This is a genomic window from Lentilactobacillus parafarraginis DSM 18390 = JCM 14109 (genome assembly GCF_001435895.1).
Lineage (GTDB): Bacteria > Bacillota > Bacilli > Lactobacillales > Lactobacillaceae > Lentilactobacillus > Lentilactobacillus parafarraginis.
In genome coordinates, this window is record NZ_AZFZ01000054.1 from 1 (window position 1) to 20,509 (window position 20,509).

The window sequence follows — 20,509 nt, forward strand, 5'->3', positions numbered from 1 at the left end:
TAATGTGTCAACTTGACAGGGTACAGTACCGGGGCTTCAAAAATCATTTGGAAAGTTTCAAGCCTTAAAGGATGTGAATCTGCAGCTGCATCGGGGGGAAGTGCTTGGTTTTATTGGACCGAATGGCGCCGGTAAATCGACGACAATTCGGGTGATTTTGGGGCTGATTAAAGCGTCAGGCGGATCGGCAACCGTGTTTGGCAAGGATGCCTGGAAGCAGTCGGTCGCGATTCATCAAAACCTCGCCTATGTTCCGGGGGATGTCTATCTATGGCCAAACTTGACGGGTGGTCAGACGATTGATTTACTGCTGCACATGTCCGGAAAGAAGCGGACGGCAACTACCGAAGCGTTGATTCAAGAATTTAAGCTTGATACCAGCAAGAAGAACCGAACCTATTCAAAGGGAAATCGCCAGAAAGTCGCCTTGATTGCGGCCCTTTCAACCGATGTTGATCTCTATGTATTTGACGAGCCAACTTCCGGGTTGGATCCGTTGAACGAAGTGATTTTTCAACAGCACGTCGCTGAATTGAAACGCCGGGGCAAGAGCGTCCTCTTATCAAGTCATATCCTGTCAGAGGTTGAGAAGATGGGCGACACCATCGCCATTATTCGTGAGGGCAAGGTGATCGAGACCGGGTCCTTGGCATCCATGCAGCATCTGACACGAAACACGGTGGCCGTTCAAACACAACAACCATTAAGTGATTTAGATGGGGCTACCGGCGTCTATCAGCTGCAGTTTAGCAACGACGATCAGACCAGCGCCACTTTCAGCGTCGATTCCGATAAGGTTGGCGCGATTATGACCCTCCTTGCCAGCAAACAGATCGTGACGCTCAAGACGACGCCACCAACACTGGAAGACCTGTTCCTGCGGTATTACGCGGCTGACGAAGCGCAAAAAGTAGGTGAGTAACATGGCTCAATTCACACAGACAGTTGCATTACTGAAAGCAGATTTAAAGCGGGATTGGCTAAAAATTGGCATCTGGCTGGTGGTTCTAGCCGGACTGTTTGTTGCGGTGGCTGCTAAGTTCGAGGGCATCTATGGCACGCCCAAGCAAATCTCAACGATTGCGACAACCCTCAAGGGACAGGCAATGGTCTCCCTATTCGGCCCGCTAACCACCCACAGTTTGAACACCGCGATTATTTTTGCTTCTGAGATGATGGTCTTTTGGGGCATTTTCATGGTCATCTTCAACTACTCGCTGGCCGTTGGGGCTTCCCGGGGTCAAGAGGAGTCAGGCTTAACTGAAATGGTTCTTGGCGGTCATCCAGTTGGGCGCTTGGCACCGATTACCGCGGCAGCACTGGAGTTGGTGGTCGCTGACGGTTTATTCGCGGTGATTACCGGCGCTGGAATGATGGCGGCAAACATGCCCGGCAGTGATATGAACGGCAACTGGCTGTTCGCCGTCACTCTGGGGGCGGTTGGGCTCAGTTTTGGGCTGATTGCGTTGATCTTTTCCCAACTGGTTGCTGACAGCCATAACGTGGCGATTTACAACTACGCGTTCTTCGGGATTACCTATCTGATCCGGATGATGACCGACGTGTCAAATCCGGACTACACTTGGCTGTTACCGTTTGGCTGGATTGAAAAGGCAGAGATTTATACCCAAAATAACTGGCTGCCGGTTGGCCTATTACTCTTCTTGGAGGTCGTCGCCTTCGCTCTGGCCGTTGTTCTCAATGAAAATCGGGATATTGACGCCGGCATCATCCAAGTTCGCGGTGGCAGTCGGCAGAGTCGATTTCTTCGGGGACCGGCCAGCCTGCTGTTCTGGAATCAAAAGGCGATCAGTGGTTTTTGGATTATTGGTATGGCGGTCCTTGGCAGCAGTTACGGGTCGGTATTTAACAGTATCAGCAAAATCGTGAATGAATCACCGGTTGTCCAGCAGGTTTTGGGTCAGGCCGGCATGCGAAAAATCTCGGAGACCCAACTATTATCGTTTGTGGGGATCTTGGGCGTTATTTTCGGTGTTCTGGCAATTGTAGCCGGGGCGATGGTCATCAATCATTTGTACACTGAGGAACGCCGCGGGTATCTACAGCTGATTAACACCAAACCGCATAGCCGCAATTATCTACTGGCGACCTACGTAATTTATGGGTTGATTTTGGCAATCGTCATTGGCTTTGTTGCCCTGATGGCCGCAATGGGTGCTGGAAATGCGGTCCTGAAGCATCCGTTGGCGTTTAAATACTTCTGGCGAACGTTTATCGCGATGCTACCGCCGATGGGATTGTTTATTGGGATCCTCATTGCGCTAATTGGCATTGTGCCGAAATGGCGGTCGCTGGCCTGGGTTCTGTTGGGGGCGGCGTTCGTGATTTCTTACTTCGGGCGATTAATTGATTTACCGAAGTGGGCATTAAAGATTTCGCCGTTTTACTGGTTCCAAAAAGTGCCGGTTGCCCATATTGACGCGGCACCGGTTCTATGGATGGTCGGCATTGCGGTAATTCTGATCGTGATTGGATTCATCGGCTACAACTTTCGAGATTACGAAAACTAATGGTAAATTTGAAAATAAAGAGGGATGACAATGGCAAAGCGACTTCCACGTGATCCGAAAAAGGAACGGGCGATTCTGGATGCGGCTGTTAAAGCGTTTGGTACCCATGGCTTTCGGGCCAGTACCGACGAAATTGCGGCGGCAGCCGGTGTGTCGAAGGGGTCCGTATTCAGATACTTTGATAATAAGAAAAAGTTGTACGCCGCCACGGTCCGCCACGCGATGGACTCGCTGGTGGCAGTTGTTGACCTGAGCGTCTGGACGGAATCGGATGATCTCATCAGCATGATCATTCGGGCAACAAAATATAAGACAGAGCTGTCCCACCGTTATCCCAACGAATTTGCGCTACTTACCCGGGTGTACGCCCACGATCCGATGGTGCCGCCAAAGTTGCGTGACGAGGTGTTTGCGGTGTTCAATTGAATGGGCCAATCAGGTCGTTAATATGGTCGTCAATTCGGTTGTGGAACGGCTTGAATTACGTCCGGAACTGGACGTTGAAGCCGTGAAACGGTTTTTGGCCATGGCCATTCAGGCGATGTCCGCTAAAATCCAGATCTATTTTAATCAGCACCCCGATCTCAACAAGATTGAGGATATGGGACCGATTATTGATGAGGTCAAGGTCTATATGGACATGGTGGAGCACGGAATTGTGGCGTGAGAAGAATCGCCTGCTCAGGGTTCCCTGGTTCAACAATATTAGATTAAAAATATAGTGGTTGAGACAATTTGAGCTTTTGTTTCAACCACTTTTGAATATCAGGCGGTCTCAAGTCAACCTGCGATATACTTGGAGGTGGATAGATAGGAGGGGGTTGTGATATGTTTCCCTACTTAGGATTAAAGGCCAGCACCGACCAACGTCAAATTGACGAGCGATTACAGTATCATCCCCAAGTCTTCGAGTTCTTCACGACTGCCGATGACGTGACACCCGCCGGATTGGCCCATTTGCGAAAGATGATTCAGTATGTTCAAGCGACCGGAATTGAAAAAATTGTGATTCATCATCCGATGAAATTTGGGGCCACCCACAACGAAGTGTCGGTGAACCCGGAAAATCATCCCGAACAGTACGCTTTCATGATGCAGAGCTCGCAGGACCTGATTGATTTGGCCATTAGCACGGACACCCAGCTGTTGATCCACGGGGCGTACAATTCCCCGGTTACGGCAATCCTGGCCGATTATCCGTCGATTGCGGCCGCTCGGGACGCGGTATTCAAGCGCCTGGATCATTTTCGCGATTTGGGCGGTGACCACGTGATGTTTGAAAACTCGATTTCGCCACTTTTTAATTACGGCGATGAGGCGATTGAAGATCGCATTATTGACCATCGTTATCGTTTGTGCTTTGATACCAGCCACGCCTTTATTGTGCTGCACGGCGATAATACTGGGCTGCAGCGCAGTATGGCCCAGTTGAAAAGCCAGGTTGTTCACTATCACTTTGTCGATTCGATGGGTCAATTTCATGACAGTCTCCAACTGGGGACCGGGGCGATTGACTGGGCACCGTTAAAGTCGCTGTGCAATCAGGCCGCCAGCAATATTTTTGAAATTAATTTGAAGAACCAATTCGATAGTCGGGAGATACGGGCCAGTTATCAATATTTGAAGCAGTCCTGGCATCTTGGGTAACGCGAAAAGACCACTCAAAAAAGCCAGCTCCGATTAGGGGGCTGGCTTATAGTATGTGGAAATTTATGGCATCACGAGGTCATAGTGGTTACCAACGATCGCTGTTCCGCGGTCATGGACAACCCCTTCGCCAAGTGGCGTCTGGACATGAGTGCCAAATGCAACGTTTGATGGTGCCGCAACGATCAGATAGCCGTCAGCATCATACCCACCATGATTGGTGGTCCCGTCTGCGAATGCTGCGCCGGTATAGTACGTCCACTTTTTACCGTTTTGGTAAATCACGCCTTGAGATTGGAATTGGGCTGGCGTTGTGGTTGCACTGCTGGTTGCGTTGGCAGTCGATTGATTGTCTGAAGAACTGGTCTTTTTGACATCTGCGTGCGCGGTGAAAGCTGCTTTCTTTTCAGATTTAACAGCGGTTTGCTTGGAATTGGCTTTCTTGCTGGATGCTTGCACATCGAGCTTTTGGCCAACAATGATCAGGTTCTGGTTTGCCAAATGGTTTCGTTTGGCAATCCCCTTGATTGAATCATGATGCTTGGATGCAATTTTAGCAACGGTGTCACCGGACTTGACGGTGTAACTGTCGGCGTTGGCAACGATACCGCTAAAACTGGCGAAGCCGGCGAGCAGGGAAAGAGTGAAGAGCGTTTTCTTGAATTGGATAATGTTTACCACCTTTGGAATAGATTGTGCCGAATCTGAGACGTGAACGTCTGGATATCGGTCACGTTAACGACAACATGACGGGTAACAAAAGCTGATTAATTATCAAATAATTAATCACGCGCCATATCATATCAAATCTCGTCAGATCGTCAATGCTTACTTAAAATAAGACAAAAGTGTGACAATCGCATTCCGTGGTGGGTTTGGAATTGGCTGATTTATTACAGTTATGTTAAAGAATCGAAATTGAGTTCCCAAAATAGTGGTATAGATCACTTGGAAATTGGGTAAACAGGGGCACTTTCTCCCTTTAAATGATTGTTTAAAGGGAGAAAGTGGTGATTACCTGAAGGATCACTTGAAGTTGGTCGTGACTTTTAGATCGGCAGCCGTCGGTTCAATCCATTCGAATTGACGGGACAGGACGATTGGCTTGTTCCTAACGGTCGTGGTTGCTTGAATATGGTAACGGCCAGGAATCAGGGGGCCAAACGTCCGCACGGTGTGCTTGCGAAGATTTTGCGCGGCGAGCTTGCCGTTAATCGTGATTTGCGTATGAGAACGGTTGGATTCGATCGTCGGAAAGATCGGTTTAACTTCCAGCAGGAATTTTTCAAATAGAAAGAAATGGTGACCGGTATCAACAAAGTCCATGTCATTATTGACAACGCCAGTGGTTGACATGCGGCGCTTGAGCTTTTTGATCTGATTTGGGTTGCCGCGATAATAGTTAATGAGCGGTTGAACATTGTGGGCGTTAATCTTGAAGTCGGGATCATCAGTGCGGATGAGGGCGGCAACTTGTTTCGGGTGATTTTTCTGGATGGCGGTAACAAATCGTTGCGTGGTGGTTTCACGACTATAATAGTGATCAAGGTAGATGTAGCTGCCAATTAAGATGACAAGAATGAGCGTAAAAATGGCGATAAGCCACTTTTGGGTGGGCGTTGTGCGTTGCGTTTGGTTTTTCAAGGTTGGACTTTCTTTCTTTGTCAATGATGTGAGTGATTATTCTGCTAATCACCATTATAATATAGATGTTGTCATAATTAATGGAAGTTTTAAATATAGGTGATTAAATGGTAAAGCAAGGACGGTTTGCCAAGTCAAGCAAGCTGCGACAAATTAAGGAGATCCAAAGGGCCCACCGGAAACAAGCCGACCGGGTGATTTCAGAAACTCAGTTTAACGATTTTCTGCTTGTCCGCTACGGCCTCGTGCTAAAGGCGAAAATGGTGGGAACTGACAAGGAAACCATCCAACGGTTTCTCATCGAATGGGTTGATAACGCGCCCAAGGATGCTAATTGGTCGATTAAGAACTTGGCAACTGATACACTTAAGAAGATTAATGGGCGGGTGCCGTATCAATTTTACCGGGCGCTCGTCCGTAACTGGTCGAAATTTCAGCACTTTTTGAAGCGGGAAGTTCCCGCTGTGCCGTTGAAGAATCGGATCTTAATAACCGATCAGCTGACCGCGGATGAATTTGAACAAATTGTTGCCCGCCAGTTGGCTGCCAATACGTTGTTGCTGACGCTGGGGGGCAATCCGCAGCTGATGAGTCAGATTAATTTAACCCAAGTTACCAGCTTAGCTGACAATTTTATGGGCGATTCGGGAATCGATTGGGATAAGGTTCAGACGGCGTTTAAGCCACTGCCGTTTGATGTCAGTACCGCACCCGACACGCCAACCAAGAATTGGCTGACACAATTAATGGAGTCGGAAGCTTAAACGCTAGGAGGGGAGACCGTGGAAATCGAACATGCATTGACCTGCGTTAATTTGGTGCCGTTTTTTAAATCGCTGCCGATTGACGAAAAAACCGAGGTTGCAAAGTTAGTTGTCCAACACCAATATCGAAAGGGAACGATTATCTATCTCGCCGGTGATCGTGTCGGCCACTTCATGATTTTAGAACATGGCCAAATTAAGCTGTCGCAGATTGCTGAAAACGGTAAGGAGCAGCTGCTGAAAGTGATGCAGCCGGGCGATTTTGATGGCGAAGCAGCGTTGTTCAATAATGATCAGCGAAACGTCACGGCGACCGCCCTGGTGGATTCAAATGTCTGCCAAATCGATCAGGATAGTTTCCAGACGCTGTTAACGCACAGTCCAAATCTGGCGGTGAACTTGTTAACGGCGATGAGCCATCAGATTAATGACTTGCAGGAAGAAAAGACCGTGTCATCAACGTCGGATGTGGCTGGCCAGTTGGCAAAGTATTTATTGGAAACCAGCGCGTCACTAAATGCTAAGAAGTTTAAGCTGCCACTGAAAAAGAAGGATATTGCGACATACATCGGCACAACGCCGGAAACGCTCAGCCGAACGTTCAAGCAAATGACGGCGGATGGCCTCATTAAGATGAAGGCGTCGGAGGTTGAGCTGGTGGATGAGGATGAATTGGAAATGCTGGTGTAATGTGCAACAACCTACCTAATCCTAAAATTGATGCGACAAAAACAAACCGCCTACCCGACGTTCATCCGTCAGGTAGGCGGTTCTTCATTTCATTAACGATTATTCAAAAGCTTACTTCGTCAGCGCATCCCAATTCTCATGCTTCAACGACATCTGCCAGTAGCCCAGTTCGTAGGCGCTGCTCTTAATAAACACGTCGGTCATTTGTTGGCGTTCAGCGTCATCGACCTGACTGGCAGCGAGGTTGGTCAGCTGGATCATTTGGTTGACACTGTCGGTGTAACCGTCGCTGTCGTACGTTTCGATCCACTGCTGGTAAAGAGAAACTGGTGAACCCTGGGAAATAACAGCTTTGCCAATTTCGTTGTACAGCCAGTAACATGGCAATAGCGCCGAAATTGCGCGCTGCGGGGTGCCCCGGTAAAGGGCCGCATACATATGGTTGACGTAGTTATAGGCAGTTGGGGCAATTGGGGTGAGGGCAATTTCTTCCTTGGTGATGTTGAGCTGGGTAAAGAACCCCTTGCGAACGGCAATTTCGCCATTTTTCAGGCCCTCAGCCCCCTTTCTGAGGAAATCGATTGCGGTCGGATCGTCCAGCTGATCGGCAATTAAGTCGTGGAGTTTGCCGAATTCACTGAGATAGTAACGATCTTGGAGAAGGTAGTAACGAAATGTGGACATTGGCAGCTCACCGGCTGTCAGTTGTTTGATGAACGGATGATTGACGCTTTGGAGCCAGAGTGGCTGGGCAAGCTCGTGCATTTGATCCGTAAAAGTCGTTAAAGTTTTCAAAATATTCCTCCTAAATGAAAGTTCCAGTGGTTAGCCTTTAGCGGGCGTTTCCTGACGCCATAGCCCGTCAAATTGAAGGGTGATGAGTTTCACCATCACGCCGTCAAAGAGCAGGGCCGAAATGATCCGGGTGATGAATAATCCCAGAAGTATTAATAAGCCGAAGTGGTTGTAACCAGACGCGAAGTAATCCCAGATGAAGCTGACAACGGCCGCGCCGATTGCCCCCAGAAGTACGCTGTTCCACGAAAATGCTTGGTATTTCTTGGTTTTCGGGAAAAATCCGAATTCATTTCCGGCTCCCTGAGCAATCCCGTAGGCCAGGGTAAACGCGCCCCATTGAGAACCCAGAAACATTTCAACAATGGCCGCTAGCGTTTCGCCGATGGTTCCTGAACCGATTGCGGGGACAAAGTACATGCTCAGTGGGGCGGCGATGAACCAGAGACCAGCAAAGAAATTGTCAACGTAGGGGCTCAATCCGGTTGGGGCAACGGCCACCCGGACAACGTTATACAGCGAATTGACGCCGTACTGATAAATGACGCCGCAGACAATGCCAATTAAGGTGATGAGGATGATCTGTTGAATGTGCCAATGTGAAGAACGGGTCATAACAGATCACCCCCATCGGTTCCCAGTGCGTGGCGTTCCCAGTCGGCCCAGGTTAACTGCTTGTAGGCCGCATCCCAGAAGTACCATTCGAGAAGCACGCTGCGAAGGAACTGCTGTTTAATGACTTCCAGATGTTCAGCGTTGGTGTTGGCAGCTTCACGATCGATGACCTGCAGAAAACGGTTGGAAATGCCGCTTTCGCCTGCTAAATGGGGATCCTGAACGGCAGTTACCCAAGAGTAGAAGGCGTTGTCGGGCTGCACTTTTCCGGTGGCCGCCAGGTATTTTCCCAGCTCAATGTACAGCCAGTTACCCGCCTCAAAGGGTGCCAGCAGATCCAAAAGCGATCCCTGGGCGATTGGGGCCAGAATATGGGACCGGTAAATGAACGTGACCGGCTCAATTGGCTGGTAGCGCTGATTGCCCCAACTATCCGCGGTGTTTTCAGTCAATGATTTGAAGAGTTCGTTGACGGTTCCCAGTTGGGTACTCAATTGGTTGGCGAACAAGCGCTGATCCTCAATCGTGGTACTTTTGGCCACCAGGTTGGCTTGGACAACCGTTTCGGCATCGGCATAACGTAAGTCTTGCTGAATATAGTAGTGAAGTGCCTTGGTATCTAATTGGTCATTGAAGACCGCTTGAATAAAGGGATGGTGCTCGTTAGCCGTTAAGTAGGGCTGCGCAGCTTGAATCAATTCCTGTGAAAATGACAAAATAATCAACTCCTTAAATTTAATCAGCGATGGACGATAATTGCTCAGTCACCGTCTCCTTTCTCACCATCTTGTTTAAGGGGTCGTCGAACCTGTGAAATTAAAAAGCCCACCTTGACATTCAAAGTGGGCTTTCAGTCATTTACACAGAAATTGGTTGACTAAAATGGTCTCCCTACGGCAGTCCTAACTGCATCAGGTTCCATGGGTATGTCTCAGCTGTCTTCAGCACCCCAGACCACAAAATGATTTAATTGTTTATTGAACATTTTTATTAAACGAGAGATTTGAATAAAAGTCAAGCGAAGGGGCCATGTTTTGGGAAAAGATGGGCGGCCAATCAATTTGGCGAGACGGCGCCCGGCCTTGATTTGTTTGCGAATAAGTTCGGGAACTTCCCTAAATTCATTCTATAAATGATAATTAGCGTTGATTTATCCGTATGAATATTCTACAATTAAGAAGTAAATTGAAAATTAATATAGAGTCACTCTGGAGGATAAAACGATGGACGAAAGTCGAGTACGAGACGAAATTGTAAGCGGAAACATTTCGTTAGGCATCGAACTGGGATCAACTCGGATCAAAGAAGTCCTGGTTACAGATGATTTCCAAACAATTGCCTCAGGCGATTATCTTTGGGAAAACGAATTGGACAACGGTATTTGGACATATTCAATTGATAAAATTTGGGATGGTATTCAGACCAGCTACGCAACGTTGGCCCTTGAAGTCCACGATAAATATGGGGTTGACCTGAAGAAGGTTGGCTCAATTGGTGTGAGCGCCATGATGCACGGTTACATGGCCTTCAACAAGGCTGGCGAATTGCTGGTGCCATTTAGAACTTGGCGCAACAACATTACCGGTCAATCAGCCGAAGCACTGACGAAACTCTTCAACTTCAACATTCCAGAACGTTGGAGCATTGCCCATTTATATCAAGCAATTCTCAACAAAGAAGACCACGTTAAGGACGTTGACTTTATGACGACCTTAGCCGGTTATGTTACTTGGAAATTATCAGGTGCCCGGGTATTGGGTGTTGGGGATGCATCCGGCGTCTTCCCAATTGATGAGAAGATCACTTACTATGACAAGACAATGATGGATAAGTTCAATGCTTTGCCAGAAGTTAAGCAGTATCCTTGGAACCTGGCTGACATTTTGCCACAAGTTCTTCCAGCCGGTAAAAAAGCCGGTGAATTGACGGATGATGGTGCCAAATTATTGGATCAAAGCGGTCAGCTTGAAGCTGGTTCATTAATTGCCCCTCCTGAAGGGGATGCCGGAACCGGGATGGTTTCAACCAACAGTGTTAAGAAGCAAACCGGTAACATTTCAGCCGGAACGTCAGCCTTCTCAATGGTTGTCTTGGATCGTCCAATGAAGGCCGTTCATCGTGATATTGATATGGTGACAACCCCAGATGGCGCGCCCGTTGCCATGGTTCACACCAACAACAGTTCCTCAGACATCAACGCCTGGGTTGGCTTGTTTGGTGAATTTGCCAAGGCGCTCGGCTTGCAATTGAAGCCCGATGACCTTTACGGGACGTTGTTCGCTGAATCCGTTAAGGGTGATCAGGATGCCGGTGGCTTGGTTAACTTTGCCTACCTTTCAGGCGAAAATATCACCAAGATGCCTGAAGGCCGGCCATTGTTTGTTCGTAAACCCGACAGCAAGTTAAACCTGGCCAACTTCATCAAGACCCAGATTTACTCAGCATTTGCCCCACTTAAAATTGGGATGGATATCCTGCTTCGCGAAGAGCACATTAAGACTAACGTGCTGGTTGCTCAAGGTGGGATTTTCAAGACACCGGTTGTGGCTCAACAGGTCTTAGCCGATGCACTGAACACGCCAATTTCCTTAATGGACAACGCCGGTGAAGGCGGCCCATGGGGGATGGCAGTTTTGGCCCTCTTCTGTGTGAACCGACAAAACGGCGAGACGCTGGAAGATTACTTGGCCAACCGGGTATTTAAGGACGCTACTAAGTCAACCCTTTACCCAGAACCTGCCAGCGTTCAGGGATATGACAAGTTTATCGATAACTACAAAGCTGCTTTGCCAGTTGAAAGCGAAGCCGTTAAATCAATGAAAATGAAGTAATTGAAAGGTGAATTCAGATAATGTTAGAAGATCTTAAACAAGAAGTATACGAAGCCAACATGAAGCTTCCTAAGTTGGACCTGGTTACCTTTACTTGGGGGAACGTTTCGGCCATCGACCGCGACAAGGGCTTGTTCGTTATCAAGCCTTCAGGAGTTCCTTATGAAGACATGAAGCCTTCAGACATGGTCGTTGTTGATTTGGATGGCAAGGTCGTTGAAGGGGATATGAACCCATCAAGTGATACGCCAACCCATACCTACCTCTATAATCATTTCAAGACCATTGGTGGGATTGTTCATACCCATTCACCTTGGGCGGTTTCGTTTGCGGCAGCCAAGATGGACATTCCAGCTACCAGCACGACCCACGCCGACACTTTCTATGGTGACGTTCCATGTGCCCCAGCCTTAACCCAGAAGCAAATTGAAGAAGCTTACGAGTTAAACACTGGTAAAGTTATCGTTGACGAATTCAACCGTCGCGGAATCGATCCAGATGCCGTTCCCGCTGTATTGGTTAGTCAACACGGCCCATTTGCTTGGGGCCCAACAGCTGACAAGGCTGTATACAACGCCAAGGTACTCGAAGTATCTGCTGAAATCAGCTACCATACTTTGCAGTTAACTCGTGACGAAACCCATGTGCCACAATATCTCCTAGACAAGCATTACTATCGTAAGCATGGTAAAAATGCTTACTATGGCCAAAACAATGCCAAGTCAAAGAGTCACGCAGAACACGAATAAGACGAATCATGAAGAAGCAACTCCGTAAACACGGAGTTGCTTCTTTTACGCAAAAACTGAGCCGAATTTCCACGTTCTTGGGGGAAATTCGGCTCAGTGTATTTTTCAACGGGCGTATTTCTTATCAGGTAAGAATCTTCAATCATTCATGGACAAATAATTGATTCAAAAGTTGAGGATTGTCAAACAAGACTTGTAAGAGCCGCTTAGCAGAGCCGTTAGGGTTACTGCGACCGATTTCCCAACTCTGAACAGTTCGAACTGAGACGCCCAATTCGATTGCCAATCGTTGTTGAGTCAGATGATGCCGAATTCGAAAATGTTTAATCTGTTCAGCGGTAATGTTGGGAAGCTTAAGGGGGACGCGCATGATAGTCACTTCGGTGTCATCACCATCAGCTAACTGGTTCAAGGCGTCTAGACTTTGATCTAAAGTTTCGTCTGATAAATTGCTCATAAAGGTCACTCCTTCGGTGAACGATAATTGTGACGCAAATGGTGAATGGTTTGCTGGATTTTCTGTTTCTGCTCGTCAGTTAAATTTGCTTGATCTTTTTTTGCGTAGATAGTCAGGAAGTAAACCGTCTCTTGAACTAATGTAAAATAGATAATTCGATAGCTACCACTTTTACCCCGATGACTACTTTCCTGCTCGAAACGTAATTTAATGGCTCCACCAGTGCCCTGAATGAGATTTCCTGGGAAACCATTCGTTCGGGAGTTAATGGGAGCGTTCTGATAGTATTCGGAAATATAGGCAGCCAGGTTGGATTTATCGCTATCAGTTAGTCCCAAATGATGCCATAGCCGGTTGAAAGGTTTCGGAAAGACAAATTTTAATTCTGGATTAATTGGAAGCACCTACTTAGCTTGATTTGTAAACTTATTATATACGATATTTTCGTATATCACAAACGATCCAACTATATATTTTATAGAATATGAAAACTGAGTTTATTTTGTATTCATGCCCTTATATCCGAGAATGACGTGTGTTGCGTAAGTAAAAAATAAAAAAGTGGAAGCTATGCACGGAAACCATTTCTATTAACTTTAAAGAATTTGTTGACAAACGTAAACTTCAGGAATAGGATATAACTATTGAAAGTTTACGGATGTAGATTACGTATAAAAGGGAGGGCGGATCTTGAAAATTATTGTATTAATTATTGGTCTTGCAATCATTGCCTTCATTGGCTGGTGGTTCTTTGGTAAGCATCAGGTTGCCGCAGAAAGTGCGGAGGTCACGGATGATCGCCAGGTAGTGGATGTTGAAGTGAATGGTGGTTATTCGCCAGAAGTCGTTGTTTTAAAGAAGGGCGTTCCCGCAACGCTGAACTTTACGCGCAAGGATTCGTCATCCTGTCTGGATCGGGTCGTTTTCTCGGACTTTGGGATTAACAAGGCCCTTCCCCAGAATGAAAAGCAGGCGATTGAAATTGATACCAGTCATCCTGGTGAATTTCAATGGGCTTGTGGCATGGACATGTTTCATGGCAAATTGGTGATTAAGTAGATTATTGAAAATGGAGGAATTTAATATGAGTGAGAATAAACAAACAGTTGATGTAACGGTTGCCGGTGGCTACAAGCCAGACGTCATTCAGTTGAAACAGGGCATCCCGGCTGAGATTAACTTTAAACGGATTAACGATCAGGGATGTTTAGACGTCGTTCATTCCGACGCGCTTCACTTTTCTGAAAAGCTGCCGGTGGACGTGGTGAAAACCGTTCAAATTCCAACTGATCAAGCAGGCGAGTTTGAATTTAGCTGCGGTATGGACATGTTTCACGGTAAAGTCGAGGTGAAATGATGACGATCACAAAACGCTTTTGGATTTCACTAGTCTTTTCGCTGCCAATGTTGGCTGAAATGATTCTGAAACCATTTGGTTGGATGATGCCGGGCGGTGAATGGACAATGTTCGCATTGACGACGGTGGTAATGGTAGTGGCTGCCGGGCCGTTTTTGAAGAGTGCCTGGGCCTCATTTAAGAAGCACCATTCCAATATGGATACGCTGGTGGCGATTGGGACGATGACCGCGTACGTTTACAGTATTTATGCGATGGCGACCCACCAACCGGTTTTCTTTGAAAGCGCGGCGTTTGTGACCACCTTCGTTCTGCTGGGTCAGGTTTTTGAAGAGCGGATGCGGAACAATGCGTCTAACGCTGTTGAAAAATTAGTCAACTTACAGGCAAAGGATGCCGAAGTTGTTCGTGATGGCAAGGTTGTGAAGGTACCGGTTTCTGAGATCGTCGTTGGCGACGTCATCAAAGTGCGTCCCGGTGAAAAGATTGCCGTCGACGGCCAAATTGTCGAAGGATCCTCAACCATTGACGAATCCATGATTACCGGTGAAAGTATGCCAGTGACTAAAAAAGCCGGCGATTCGGTTGTCGGCGCCACGGTGAACGGCACTGGAACGTTTACGTTTAAAGCCAGCAAGGTCGGCGGCGACACCATGTTGTCGCAGATCGTTGAACTGGTCAAGAAAGCTCAGAACAGTCACGCCCCAATTCAGGGACTGACGGACAAAGTATCCGAAATCTTTGTGCCCCTCGTGTTAATGATTGCGATTTTAACCTTTTTGGTTTGGTACGTCTTCATTGGCGCCAGCGTTGCCAGTTCACTGATATTCGCGGTTTCGGTTGTCGTGATTGCCTGCCCATGTGCGCTTGGCTTGGCGACCCCAACTGCCTTGATGGTTGGAACCGGCCGCAGTGCCAGAATGGGAATCCTCATTAAAAATGGTGAGGTTTTGGAAGCCGTCAATGACGTTTCGACGGTCATCTTTGACAAGACTGGGACAATCACCGTTGGTAAGCCTCAGGTCACCGATATTGTGGGTGATTCCGATCAGGTTTTGGCAGTTGCGGCTAGTTTGGAACAATCATCCGAACATCCGCTGGCCACAGCCATCCTCAAGAAGGCTAAGGCCGCCAAAGTAACGTTTGGTGACGCCAAGGACTTCGAGGCCATTGAAGGCAAGGGCGTTTCCGCCACGATTGCCGGCAAACAATCCTTCGTTGGTAACGATAAGCTGCTGGATGACGTGACCGTCAGCTCTGAAATGAAAGCCAAAATGGCTGCTTTGCAGGCGGAAGCCAAGACAGTTGTCTTTGTTGGCCAGGGTGATCAGATCATTGGGTTAATTGCCATTCAGGATGCCCCAAAGCCAACTTCAAAGGCCGCCATTTCTGCTTTGAAAGCTAAGGGCCTTAAGACAGTGATGCTGACGGGTGATAATCAGGCGGTGGCCCAAGCAATTGCCGATCAGGTTGGCATTGACCAGGTGGTTGCCGACGTGCTGCCAGCTGACAAAGCCGATCAGATCAAGCAGTTCCAGCAGTCTGGAAAGGTTGCCTTTGTTGGTGACGGCATTAATGACGCCCCGGCATTGAGTACTGCCGACGTGGGGATTGCCATGGGATCAGGAACCGATATTGCGATTGAGTCCGGTGGAATTGTCCTGGTTAAGAATGATTTACGGGACGTTTCCAAGGCTTTGGAGTTGAGTAAGAAGACCTTTAACCGGATTAAATTGAATCTGTTCTGGGCATTTGTCTACAATGTCTTGGGCATTCCGGTTGCCGCGGGCGTATTCTACTTCATTGGCTTGACGCTGAGCCCCGAACTCGCTGGTTTAGCAATGGCCCTGAGTTCCTTATCAGTTGTCACAAGTTCGGTCTTGTTGAATCGAACGAAGATTACAGCGAGCGCTGAAATTGCTTAATGACTGATGGTTAATAAATAGCGGGTGGTATCATGATGCATGAATTTGCATCGTGACACCACCCGCTTTTTGCTCACAAAATTTAGGAAGCTTGGTTATTTGATTCAACCCCGGCTACTGATTCGCCCAACTTGCCAATTGGTTAGCCGTCTTTTCGGCGGTGACGGCTTGCCGTTCCTGGTCAATGATGTCGCGGGCGTGCGGATTGCTATAAACCGCCAACTTATAATCGATTTCCTGTAAGTTCTCCGTGAGTTTGCGCTGCTTATCCAGCACTTCTTGCTTGTGACGGCGCAATAGCTGCTTTCGGGCCTCAATGGTATCCGGGCCAGCCATGCAGTACGCAATGTATTGGCGAATATCTTTAATTTTCATATCGGTATTTTTCAGACAGCAAATCGTGTGAATTAAGCTGAGGTCGGAATCGGTGAACGTTCGATAACCCGCGGCGTTCCGGCTGACAAAGGGCAGCAGTCCCTGCTTGTCGTAATAGCGAAGTGTGTAGATGGAAAGGTTGGTTTTTTCCGCAACTTCCTTGATTGAATAAGTCATGTAATCAGTCCTTTATTTTCCTTGCCCTCGAGTATACTCTAGCGTTTAGTCTATTGATAGTGATTTAACGCAGAAAAATGGAGGACTTCAAAATGAATGAAAAAGTATTAGTGACCGGTGGAAACGGCTTTCTCGGAATGCATATCATTGCCCAATTATTAGCACGGCATTACCAGGTGCGGGCAACCTTAAGATCGCTAGACAAACAAGCCGCTGTCAGGGAAACGTTGGCAGCCAACCACGTCGGCAATTTATCGCAGTTGGAATTTGTGAAAGCAGACTTATCGGTAGATGATGGCTGGCCAGAGGCGATGACGGGGGTTCAATTTGTTCTCAGCGTGGCATCACCAGTTTTCTTCGGCAAAGTTACTGATGAGAAAAAAGCGATTCAACCGGCAATTAACGGGGTGACCCGAATTATTAAGGCCGCTCAGAACGCCGGTGTTCAAAAAATGGTGATGACCGCCAACTTTGGCGGGGTCGGGTTCAGCAACTTCGACAAGCAGCGTATCACTGATGAAACATACTGGACTGATCCGGAGCAGCCGGGATTATCACTTTATGAAAAATCCAAACTCCTAGCTGAAAAGGCCGCTTGGAAGATCATCAATCAGCCTGGCAACCGGTTGGCGTTTTCGACGATTAACCCAGTGGCGATTCTTGGCCCGGCCATGAGCGCCCACGTTTCCGGAAGCTTTGGGATTTTGGAGAACCTGATGAACGGGTCTTTAAAGCGGGTGCCCAACATTTCTCTGAACATCGTCGACGTGCGCGATGTCGCCAAATTACACATTTTGGCGATGGAAACGCCGGCGGCCGACGGGCAGCGATTTATCGCAACCAATGATGGCCAGATAACCATGCCGGAAATGGCCGCGATCATCAGGAAGGCCGAGCCCGAGCTGGCAAATAAAGTGCCCGGAAAGCGGATGCCGGATTGGCTGATTAAGACTGGCGCGCTGGTCAGTCAGCAGGCTCGGGAGGCGAAGCTGCTGCTTGAAATCAATCGCAACGTCAGCAACCAGAAGGCCAGGAAAATTCTTGGCTGGCAGCCGATGGCAACCAATGAGGGAACCGTTTTGGCGACTCTGGCGGCGATGCGTCAGTATGGCCTGCTGTAAAGAGCAATCTCACTGGCTAGCATCGATTCTCATGGGGCTTCCACCAGAAGGTTAAGGGATTTCGTGCTGACGATTGGCAGATCCCGATTTATAATATTACCGGCGGCTACCTTGGTGACGCTCAAAAGCCAGAGGGATTTGCAACGACATTGGCTGCGATATTAATGCTAAGATAGCGATAAGGACGGAACATTTTTAAGGAGGAAACGGATATGGCAGACGATGAACATGAACGACTGACGTTAATTACGGGTGCTGACAAGGGAATTGGATTTCAAACCGCGTCAGCCCTCGTTCAGCGGGGACAACACGTTTTAATTGGCGCCAGAAACTTGGCGAAGGCAACGGCCGCCAAAAATAAGATTGCCAAGCAGGGCGGCAAGGTCGACGTGGTTCTTCTGGACGTGACTGATTCGGCGACCATTGAAAAGGCGGCCCACCAGGTTACCGATCAATTTGGACGGCTGGATACCCTGATTAATAACGCCGGAATTGCCTTGGACAATCACGAGCCGGCATCTAAGTTGTCAACGGACCTGATGCGACGAGAATTCGACGTTAACTTCTTCGGGGCCGTCCAAATGATTCAGGCATTTTTGCCGCTATTAAGACGGTCAAATCAGGCCCAAATTATCAACGTTTCAAGTAACATGGGGTCCCTTGGGCTGGCAGCCGATCCCAAATCGCGGTTCTATGCCGTGAACTCATTGGGGTACCAAGCTTCCAAGGCGGCCCTTAACTTTGCGACGATTAGTTTTGCCAAAGAATTACAAAGTGCTGGGATTTTAGTGAACTCCGTAAATCCCGGTTGGACGGCGACTGAATTTGGGGGTCGAGACCTTTCTCAACCGACACCGCAGGGCATGCAGACCGTTGAGCAGGGGGCCAAACAGATTATTAAGCTTGCTGCTGACTGGGATGACACCCGCAATATGACGTTTACTGAGGACGGCGGCACGCTGCCGTGGTAGGGGCCGGAGGTATCTTGGACAGGTAACTTAATTTAATGATTTTTGTGACAAAACTGGTTTTTCCGATATGGAGCCAGCTTTTTATTTTGAAGGTTAACTTTTACGTGGCCGAGGGACTTCCACTCTTGAACAGGGCGGTCATTTGTTATAAACTAGCGATAACGTTTACATATGTAAACTTATCGATAGGATTGGAGATGTGGGGTCGTGAAAAAGAAAACAGCGTGGATCGTTATTGGGGTCATTATCGCGATTATCGTGATTGGCAATGTTGGGTGGTTCGTTCAAAATCAGCACCGCCAGCAATCGACCAACTCAAATCGCAGCGGGATGATGTCCGGAAGTCATATGGGGGCTTCGGGTCGCTCGATGATGGGTGGGAACTCATCCGGTCGGGCTCGACGCAATTCAGACGAGACCGTCCCGCTGAAAACGGCCAATACGGCCCCGAAGAAGTTGGCAGTGCCGCCGATTTTGAAGCCCACCAAGACCAAGGGGGACGCTGTCTATTACACGTTAAACGCTAAAAAGGCCACCACGACGTTTAAACCCGGAGTTAAAACGCAGACGATGGGCTATAACGGCTCGTACTTGGGGCCGACAATTCGCGTGAAGCGGGGACAAACTGTTCACACCAAGGTGGTTAATCAGTTGAATCAGCGGACGTCGCTTCACTGGCACGGGGCCCTGATTCCCGGAAAGGCTGATGGCGGGCCACTTGAACCAATCGCTGCCGGTAAAACCAAGCAGACAACCTTTAAGGTCGATCAGCAGGCCGCCACGCTGTGGTATCACCCCCATGCCATGGGGACGACGGCCAGTCAGGTGTATCACGGCCTGGCCGGCTTCATGCTGGTGGATGATCAAAATAGTCAGAAGTTAAAGTTACCCAAGAAGTATGGGGTGGATGATTTTCCGGTTGTGGTTCAGGACCGAACGTTTAGTCGCAGCGGGCAATTTAGTTACCAGTCCGATTACAACGCCGATGGTACTGAGGGTAACACGTTGCTGGTCAACGGCACGCTCAATCCCTACATTAATGTCAAAACCAATCAGGTCCGGCTGCGACTACTGAACGGCTCCAATGCCCGAACGTACCATTTTACGCTGAATCATGGCGCAACCGTGCGGCAAATCGCAACCGACGGCGGTTTTCTCAACCACCCGGTTAAAATGAGTCGAATTGATTTGGCCCCTGGTCAGCGGGCGGACGTCGTTGTCAATACGGCTGGCGTGAGCGCTAAGACCGTGGCGCTGCGAACCAACGGCCAGCGGGTTCTTCAATTACGATTGAATCAGAAACGAACTGGCAGAACCACCTTGCCGAAGACCCTCAATCACTTAACGCCGACTGGCCGATTAAATCAATTTGGCCTTAAGCACCAAACCATCCGATTTAGCGGCATGGGGCGGATGGTCCGGATTAACGATCGGGTTTATAATCCCAACCGAATTGACCTGACCGCTAAACCGCACTCAAATCAAATTTGGACCCTGACCAACAATGATTCGATGATGGGCGGCATGGACCATCCGTTTCACATTCATGGCGCGCAGTTTCGAATTTTATCAATTAATGGCAAACGGCCGTCAGCCGCCCAGTCTGGTCTGATGGACGTCGTTAATCTGAAGCCGGATCAGAAGGTGCGGGTGCTGATGAGTTTTCATGATCGCGGCATCTTCGTCTACCATTGCCATAATTTGGAGCATGAAGAAAACGGGATGATGGGACAGGTTAAGGTGGAATAGGGCGTCGTTGTTTGACTGGCGCGGCTCCGAGCCACTTTGATTGACCCCCACATCTTTCGAGACTAAACTGACCCCAAAAGTGAGGTAATGTCCAAAGTTCCATGAAAAAGT

22 protein-coding genes, 1 pseudogene and 1 riboswitch are annotated in these 20,509 nt (G+C 48.3%); of the genes and pseudogenes, 15 read left to right on the forward strand and 8 right to left on the reverse strand.

Annotated elements, in window-relative coordinates; all coding sequences use genetic code 11:
* Positions 1–34: 34 nt before the first annotated feature.
* The 5 genes and pseudogenes from FD47_RS11140 to FD47_RS11155 all read left to right on the forward strand — a co-directional run.
* Positions 35–922 (forward strand): annotated as a pseudogene (locus tag FD47_RS11140) (ABC transporter ATP-binding protein); the annotation flags it as partial.
* Position 923: 1 nt separating this feature from the next.
* Positions 924–2,531 (forward strand): ABC transporter permease, encoded by a 1,608-nt coding sequence (locus tag FD47_RS11145; protein ID WP_056980679.1) that lies wholly within the window; start codon positions 924–926, stop codon positions 2,529–2,531.
* 30 nt (positions 2,532–2,561) lie between these two features.
* Entirely contained in the window at positions 2,562–2,957 is a 396-nt protein-coding gene (locus FD47_RS15850; RefSeq protein ID WP_225352926.1) for a TetR/AcrR family transcriptional regulator, read from the forward strand.
* Positions 2,958–2,979: 22 nt separating this feature from the next.
* Complete coding sequence (locus FD47_RS15855) at positions 2,980–3,198, forward strand: hypothetical protein (protein ID WP_225352927.1); 219 nt, start codon at positions 2,980–2,982, stop codon at positions 3,196–3,198.
* Between the two features lie 161 nt (positions 3,199–3,359).
* Entirely contained in the window at positions 3,360–4,178 is an 819-nt protein-coding gene (locus FD47_RS11155) for a sugar phosphate isomerase/epimerase family protein (RefSeq protein WP_054735838.1), read from the forward strand.
* Between the two features lie 63 nt (positions 4,179–4,241).
* On the opposite strand, the gene FD47_RS11160 is transcribed toward FD47_RS11155, so the two are convergent.
* Both FD47_RS11160 and FD47_RS11165 read right to left on the reverse strand, forming a co-directional pair.
* Entirely contained in the window at positions 4,242–4,859 is a 618-nt protein-coding gene (locus FD47_RS11160) for a LysM peptidoglycan-binding domain-containing protein (RefSeq protein ID WP_054735840.1), read from the reverse strand.
* 345 nt (positions 4,860–5,204) lie between these two features.
* Positions 5,205–5,822, reverse strand: a complete 618-nt coding sequence (locus tag FD47_RS11165) for a TcaA second domain-containing protein (protein ID WP_225352928.1) — start codon at positions 5,820–5,822, stop codon at positions 5,205–5,207.
* Positions 5,823–5,929: 107 nt separating this feature from the next.
* Between FD47_RS11165 and FD47_RS11170 the strand changes: the two genes are divergently transcribed.
* Both FD47_RS11170 and FD47_RS11175 read left to right on the forward strand, forming a co-directional pair.
* Positions 5,930–6,586: a hypothetical protein gene (locus tag FD47_RS11170; RefSeq protein ID WP_054735844.1), complete on the forward strand. Its 657-nt coding sequence runs from the start codon at positions 5,930–5,932 to the stop codon at positions 6,584–6,586.
* A gap of 18 nt (positions 6,587–6,604) precedes the next feature.
* Positions 6,605–7,276 (forward strand): Crp/Fnr family transcriptional regulator, encoded by a 672-nt coding sequence (locus FD47_RS11175; RefSeq protein WP_056980680.1) that lies wholly within the window; start codon positions 6,605–6,607, stop codon positions 7,274–7,276.
* Between the two features lie 111 nt (positions 7,277–7,387).
* Here the strand turns inward: FD47_RS11175 and tenA are convergent, their stop codons facing one another.
* The 3 genes from tenA to FD47_RS11190 are packed head-to-tail and all read right to left on the reverse strand — an operon-like array spanning position 7,388 to position 9,402.
* On the reverse strand, positions 7,388–8,071 hold the full coding sequence (gene tenA, locus FD47_RS11180) for a thiaminase II (RefSeq protein ID WP_449826290.1): 684 nt from the start codon (positions 8,069–8,071) through the stop codon (positions 7,388–7,390).
* Between the two features lie 30 nt (positions 8,072–8,101).
* Positions 8,102–8,686, reverse strand: coding sequence for an ECF transporter S component (locus tag FD47_RS11185; RefSeq protein WP_054735845.1), 585 nt, complete (start codon positions 8,684–8,686; stop codon positions 8,102–8,104).
* A complete protein-coding gene (locus tag FD47_RS11190) occupies positions 8,683–9,402 on the reverse strand; it encodes a TenA family protein (protein ID WP_056980681.1) in 720 nt (239 codons plus the stop codon). Before FD47_RS11190 ends, FD47_RS11185 begins: the two co-directional genes overlap by 4 nt.
* A gap of 155 nt (positions 9,403–9,557) precedes the next feature.
* Positions 9,558–9,648, reverse strand: a riboswitch (TPP riboswitch).
* A 261-nt stretch (positions 9,649–9,909) separates the two neighbouring features.
* On the opposite strand from FD47_RS11190, the gene FD47_RS11195 reads away from it, so the two are divergent.
* Both FD47_RS11195 and FD47_RS11200 read left to right on the forward strand, forming a co-directional pair.
* Positions 9,910–11,517, forward strand: coding sequence for a xylulokinase (locus tag FD47_RS11195; RefSeq protein WP_056980682.1), 1,608 nt, complete (start codon positions 9,910–9,912; stop codon positions 11,515–11,517).
* 20 nt (positions 11,518–11,537) lie between these two features.
* Entirely contained in the window at positions 11,538–12,266 is a 729-nt protein-coding gene (locus FD47_RS11200) for an L-ribulose-5-phosphate 4-epimerase (RefSeq protein WP_056980683.1), read from the forward strand.
* Between the two features lie 142 nt (positions 12,267–12,408).
* Here FD47_RS11200 and FD47_RS11205 read toward each other — a convergent pair whose 3' ends face one another.
* Positions 12,409–12,723, reverse strand: a complete 315-nt coding sequence (locus FD47_RS11205; protein ID WP_054735848.1) for a helix-turn-helix domain-containing protein — start codon at positions 12,721–12,723, stop codon at positions 12,409–12,411.
* A gap of 5 nt (positions 12,724–12,728) precedes the next feature.
* On the reverse strand, positions 12,729–13,127 hold the full coding sequence (locus tag FD47_RS11210) for a type II toxin-antitoxin system RelE/ParE family toxin (RefSeq protein WP_056980684.1): 399 nt from the start codon (positions 13,125–13,127) through the stop codon (positions 12,729–12,731).
* 286 nt (positions 13,128–13,413) lie between these two features.
* Between FD47_RS11210 and FD47_RS11215 the strand changes: the two genes are divergently transcribed.
* From FD47_RS11215 to FD47_RS11225, 3 genes are read left to right on the forward strand one after another with little or no spacing between them, the layout of a single operon-like run.
* Positions 13,414–13,782 carry a cupredoxin domain-containing protein gene (locus FD47_RS11215; protein WP_054735851.1) on the forward strand — a complete coding sequence of 123 codons (369 nt, stop codon included), beginning with the start codon at positions 13,414–13,416 and terminating at the stop codon, positions 13,780–13,782.
* Between the two features lie 25 nt (positions 13,783–13,807).
* Positions 13,808–14,080 carry a cupredoxin domain-containing protein gene (locus FD47_RS11220; RefSeq protein ID WP_040537642.1) on the forward strand — a complete coding sequence of 91 codons (273 nt, stop codon included), beginning with the start codon at positions 13,808–13,810 and terminating at the stop codon, positions 14,078–14,080.
* Positions 14,080–16,005, forward strand: coding sequence for a copper-translocating P-type ATPase (locus FD47_RS11225; protein WP_082620270.1), 1,926 nt, complete (start codon positions 14,080–14,082; stop codon positions 16,003–16,005). Before FD47_RS11220 ends, FD47_RS11225 begins: the two co-directional genes overlap by 1 nt.
* Before the next feature lie 114 nt (positions 16,006–16,119).
* Here FD47_RS11225 and FD47_RS11230 read toward each other — a convergent pair whose 3' ends face one another.
* A complete protein-coding gene (locus tag FD47_RS11230; RefSeq protein WP_054735853.1) occupies positions 16,120–16,557 on the reverse strand; it encodes a MerR family transcriptional regulator in 438 nt (145 codons plus the stop codon).
* A 92-nt stretch (positions 16,558–16,649) separates the two neighbouring features.
* Here FD47_RS11230 and FD47_RS11235 point away from each other — a divergent pair, with 92 nt between their 5' ends.
* The 3 genes from FD47_RS11235 (at position 16,650) to FD47_RS11245 (ending at position 20,398) form a co-directional block, all read left to right on the forward strand.
* Positions 16,650–17,678, forward strand: a complete 1,029-nt coding sequence (locus tag FD47_RS11235) for an NAD-dependent epimerase/dehydratase family protein (protein WP_054735854.1) — start codon at positions 16,650–16,652, stop codon at positions 17,676–17,678.
* A gap of 212 nt (positions 17,679–17,890) precedes the next feature.
* A complete protein-coding gene (locus FD47_RS11240) occupies positions 17,891–18,649 on the forward strand; it encodes an SDR family NAD(P)-dependent oxidoreductase (RefSeq protein ID WP_054735856.1) in 759 nt (252 codons plus the stop codon).
* A gap of 207 nt (positions 18,650–18,856) precedes the next feature.
* Positions 18,857–20,398, forward strand: coding sequence for a multicopper oxidase family protein (locus tag FD47_RS11245; protein ID WP_054735858.1), 1,542 nt, complete (start codon positions 18,857–18,859; stop codon positions 20,396–20,398).
* Positions 20,399–20,509 lie beyond the last annotated feature (111 nt).

Coding starts and splice junctions, on each gene's coding strand:
- FD47_RS11240 (WP_054735856.1), top strand. CDS start 17,891: ATGGCAGACGATGAACATGAACGACTGACGTTAATTACGGGTGCTGAC.
- FD47_RS15855 (WP_225352927.1), top strand. CDS start 2,980: ATGGTCGTCAATTCGGTTGTGGAACGGCTTGAATTACGTCCGGAACTG.
- FD47_RS11225 (WP_082620270.1), top strand. CDS start 14,080: ATGACGATCACAAAACGCTTTTGGATTTCACTAGTCTTTTCGCTGCCA.
- FD47_RS11170 (WP_054735844.1), top strand. CDS start 5,930: ATGGTAAAGCAAGGACGGTTTGCCAAGTCAAGCAAGCTGCGACAAATT.
- FD47_RS11155 (WP_054735838.1), top strand. CDS start 3,360: ATGTTTCCCTACTTAGGATTAAAGGCCAGCACCGACCAACGTCAAATT.
- FD47_RS11205 (WP_054735848.1), bottom strand. CDS start 12,723: ATGAGCAATTTATCAGACGAAACTTTAGATCAAAGTCTAGACGCCTTG.
- FD47_RS11195 (WP_056980682.1), top strand. CDS start 9,910: ATGGACGAAAGTCGAGTACGAGACGAAATTGTAAGCGGAAACATTTCG.
- FD47_RS11185 (WP_054735845.1), bottom strand. CDS start 8,686: ATGACCCGTTCTTCACATTGGCACATTCAACAGATCATCCTCATCACC.
- FD47_RS15850 (WP_225352926.1), top strand. CDS start 2,562: ATGGCAAAGCGACTTCCACGTGATCCGAAAAAGGAACGGGCGATTCTG.
- FD47_RS11220 (WP_040537642.1), top strand. CDS start 13,808: ATGAGTGAGAATAAACAAACAGTTGATGTAACGGTTGCCGGTGGCTAC.
- FD47_RS11230 (WP_054735853.1), bottom strand. CDS start 16,557: ATGACTTATTCAATCAAGGAAGTTGCGGAAAAAACCAACCTTTCCATC.
- FD47_RS11200 (WP_056980683.1), top strand. CDS start 11,538: ATGTTAGAAGATCTTAAACAAGAAGTATACGAAGCCAACATGAAGCTT.
- FD47_RS11235 (WP_054735854.1), top strand. CDS start 16,650: ATGAATGAAAAAGTATTAGTGACCGGTGGAAACGGCTTTCTCGGAATG.
- FD47_RS11145 (WP_056980679.1), top strand. CDS start 924: ATGGCTCAATTCACACAGACAGTTGCATTACTGAAAGCAGATTTAAAG.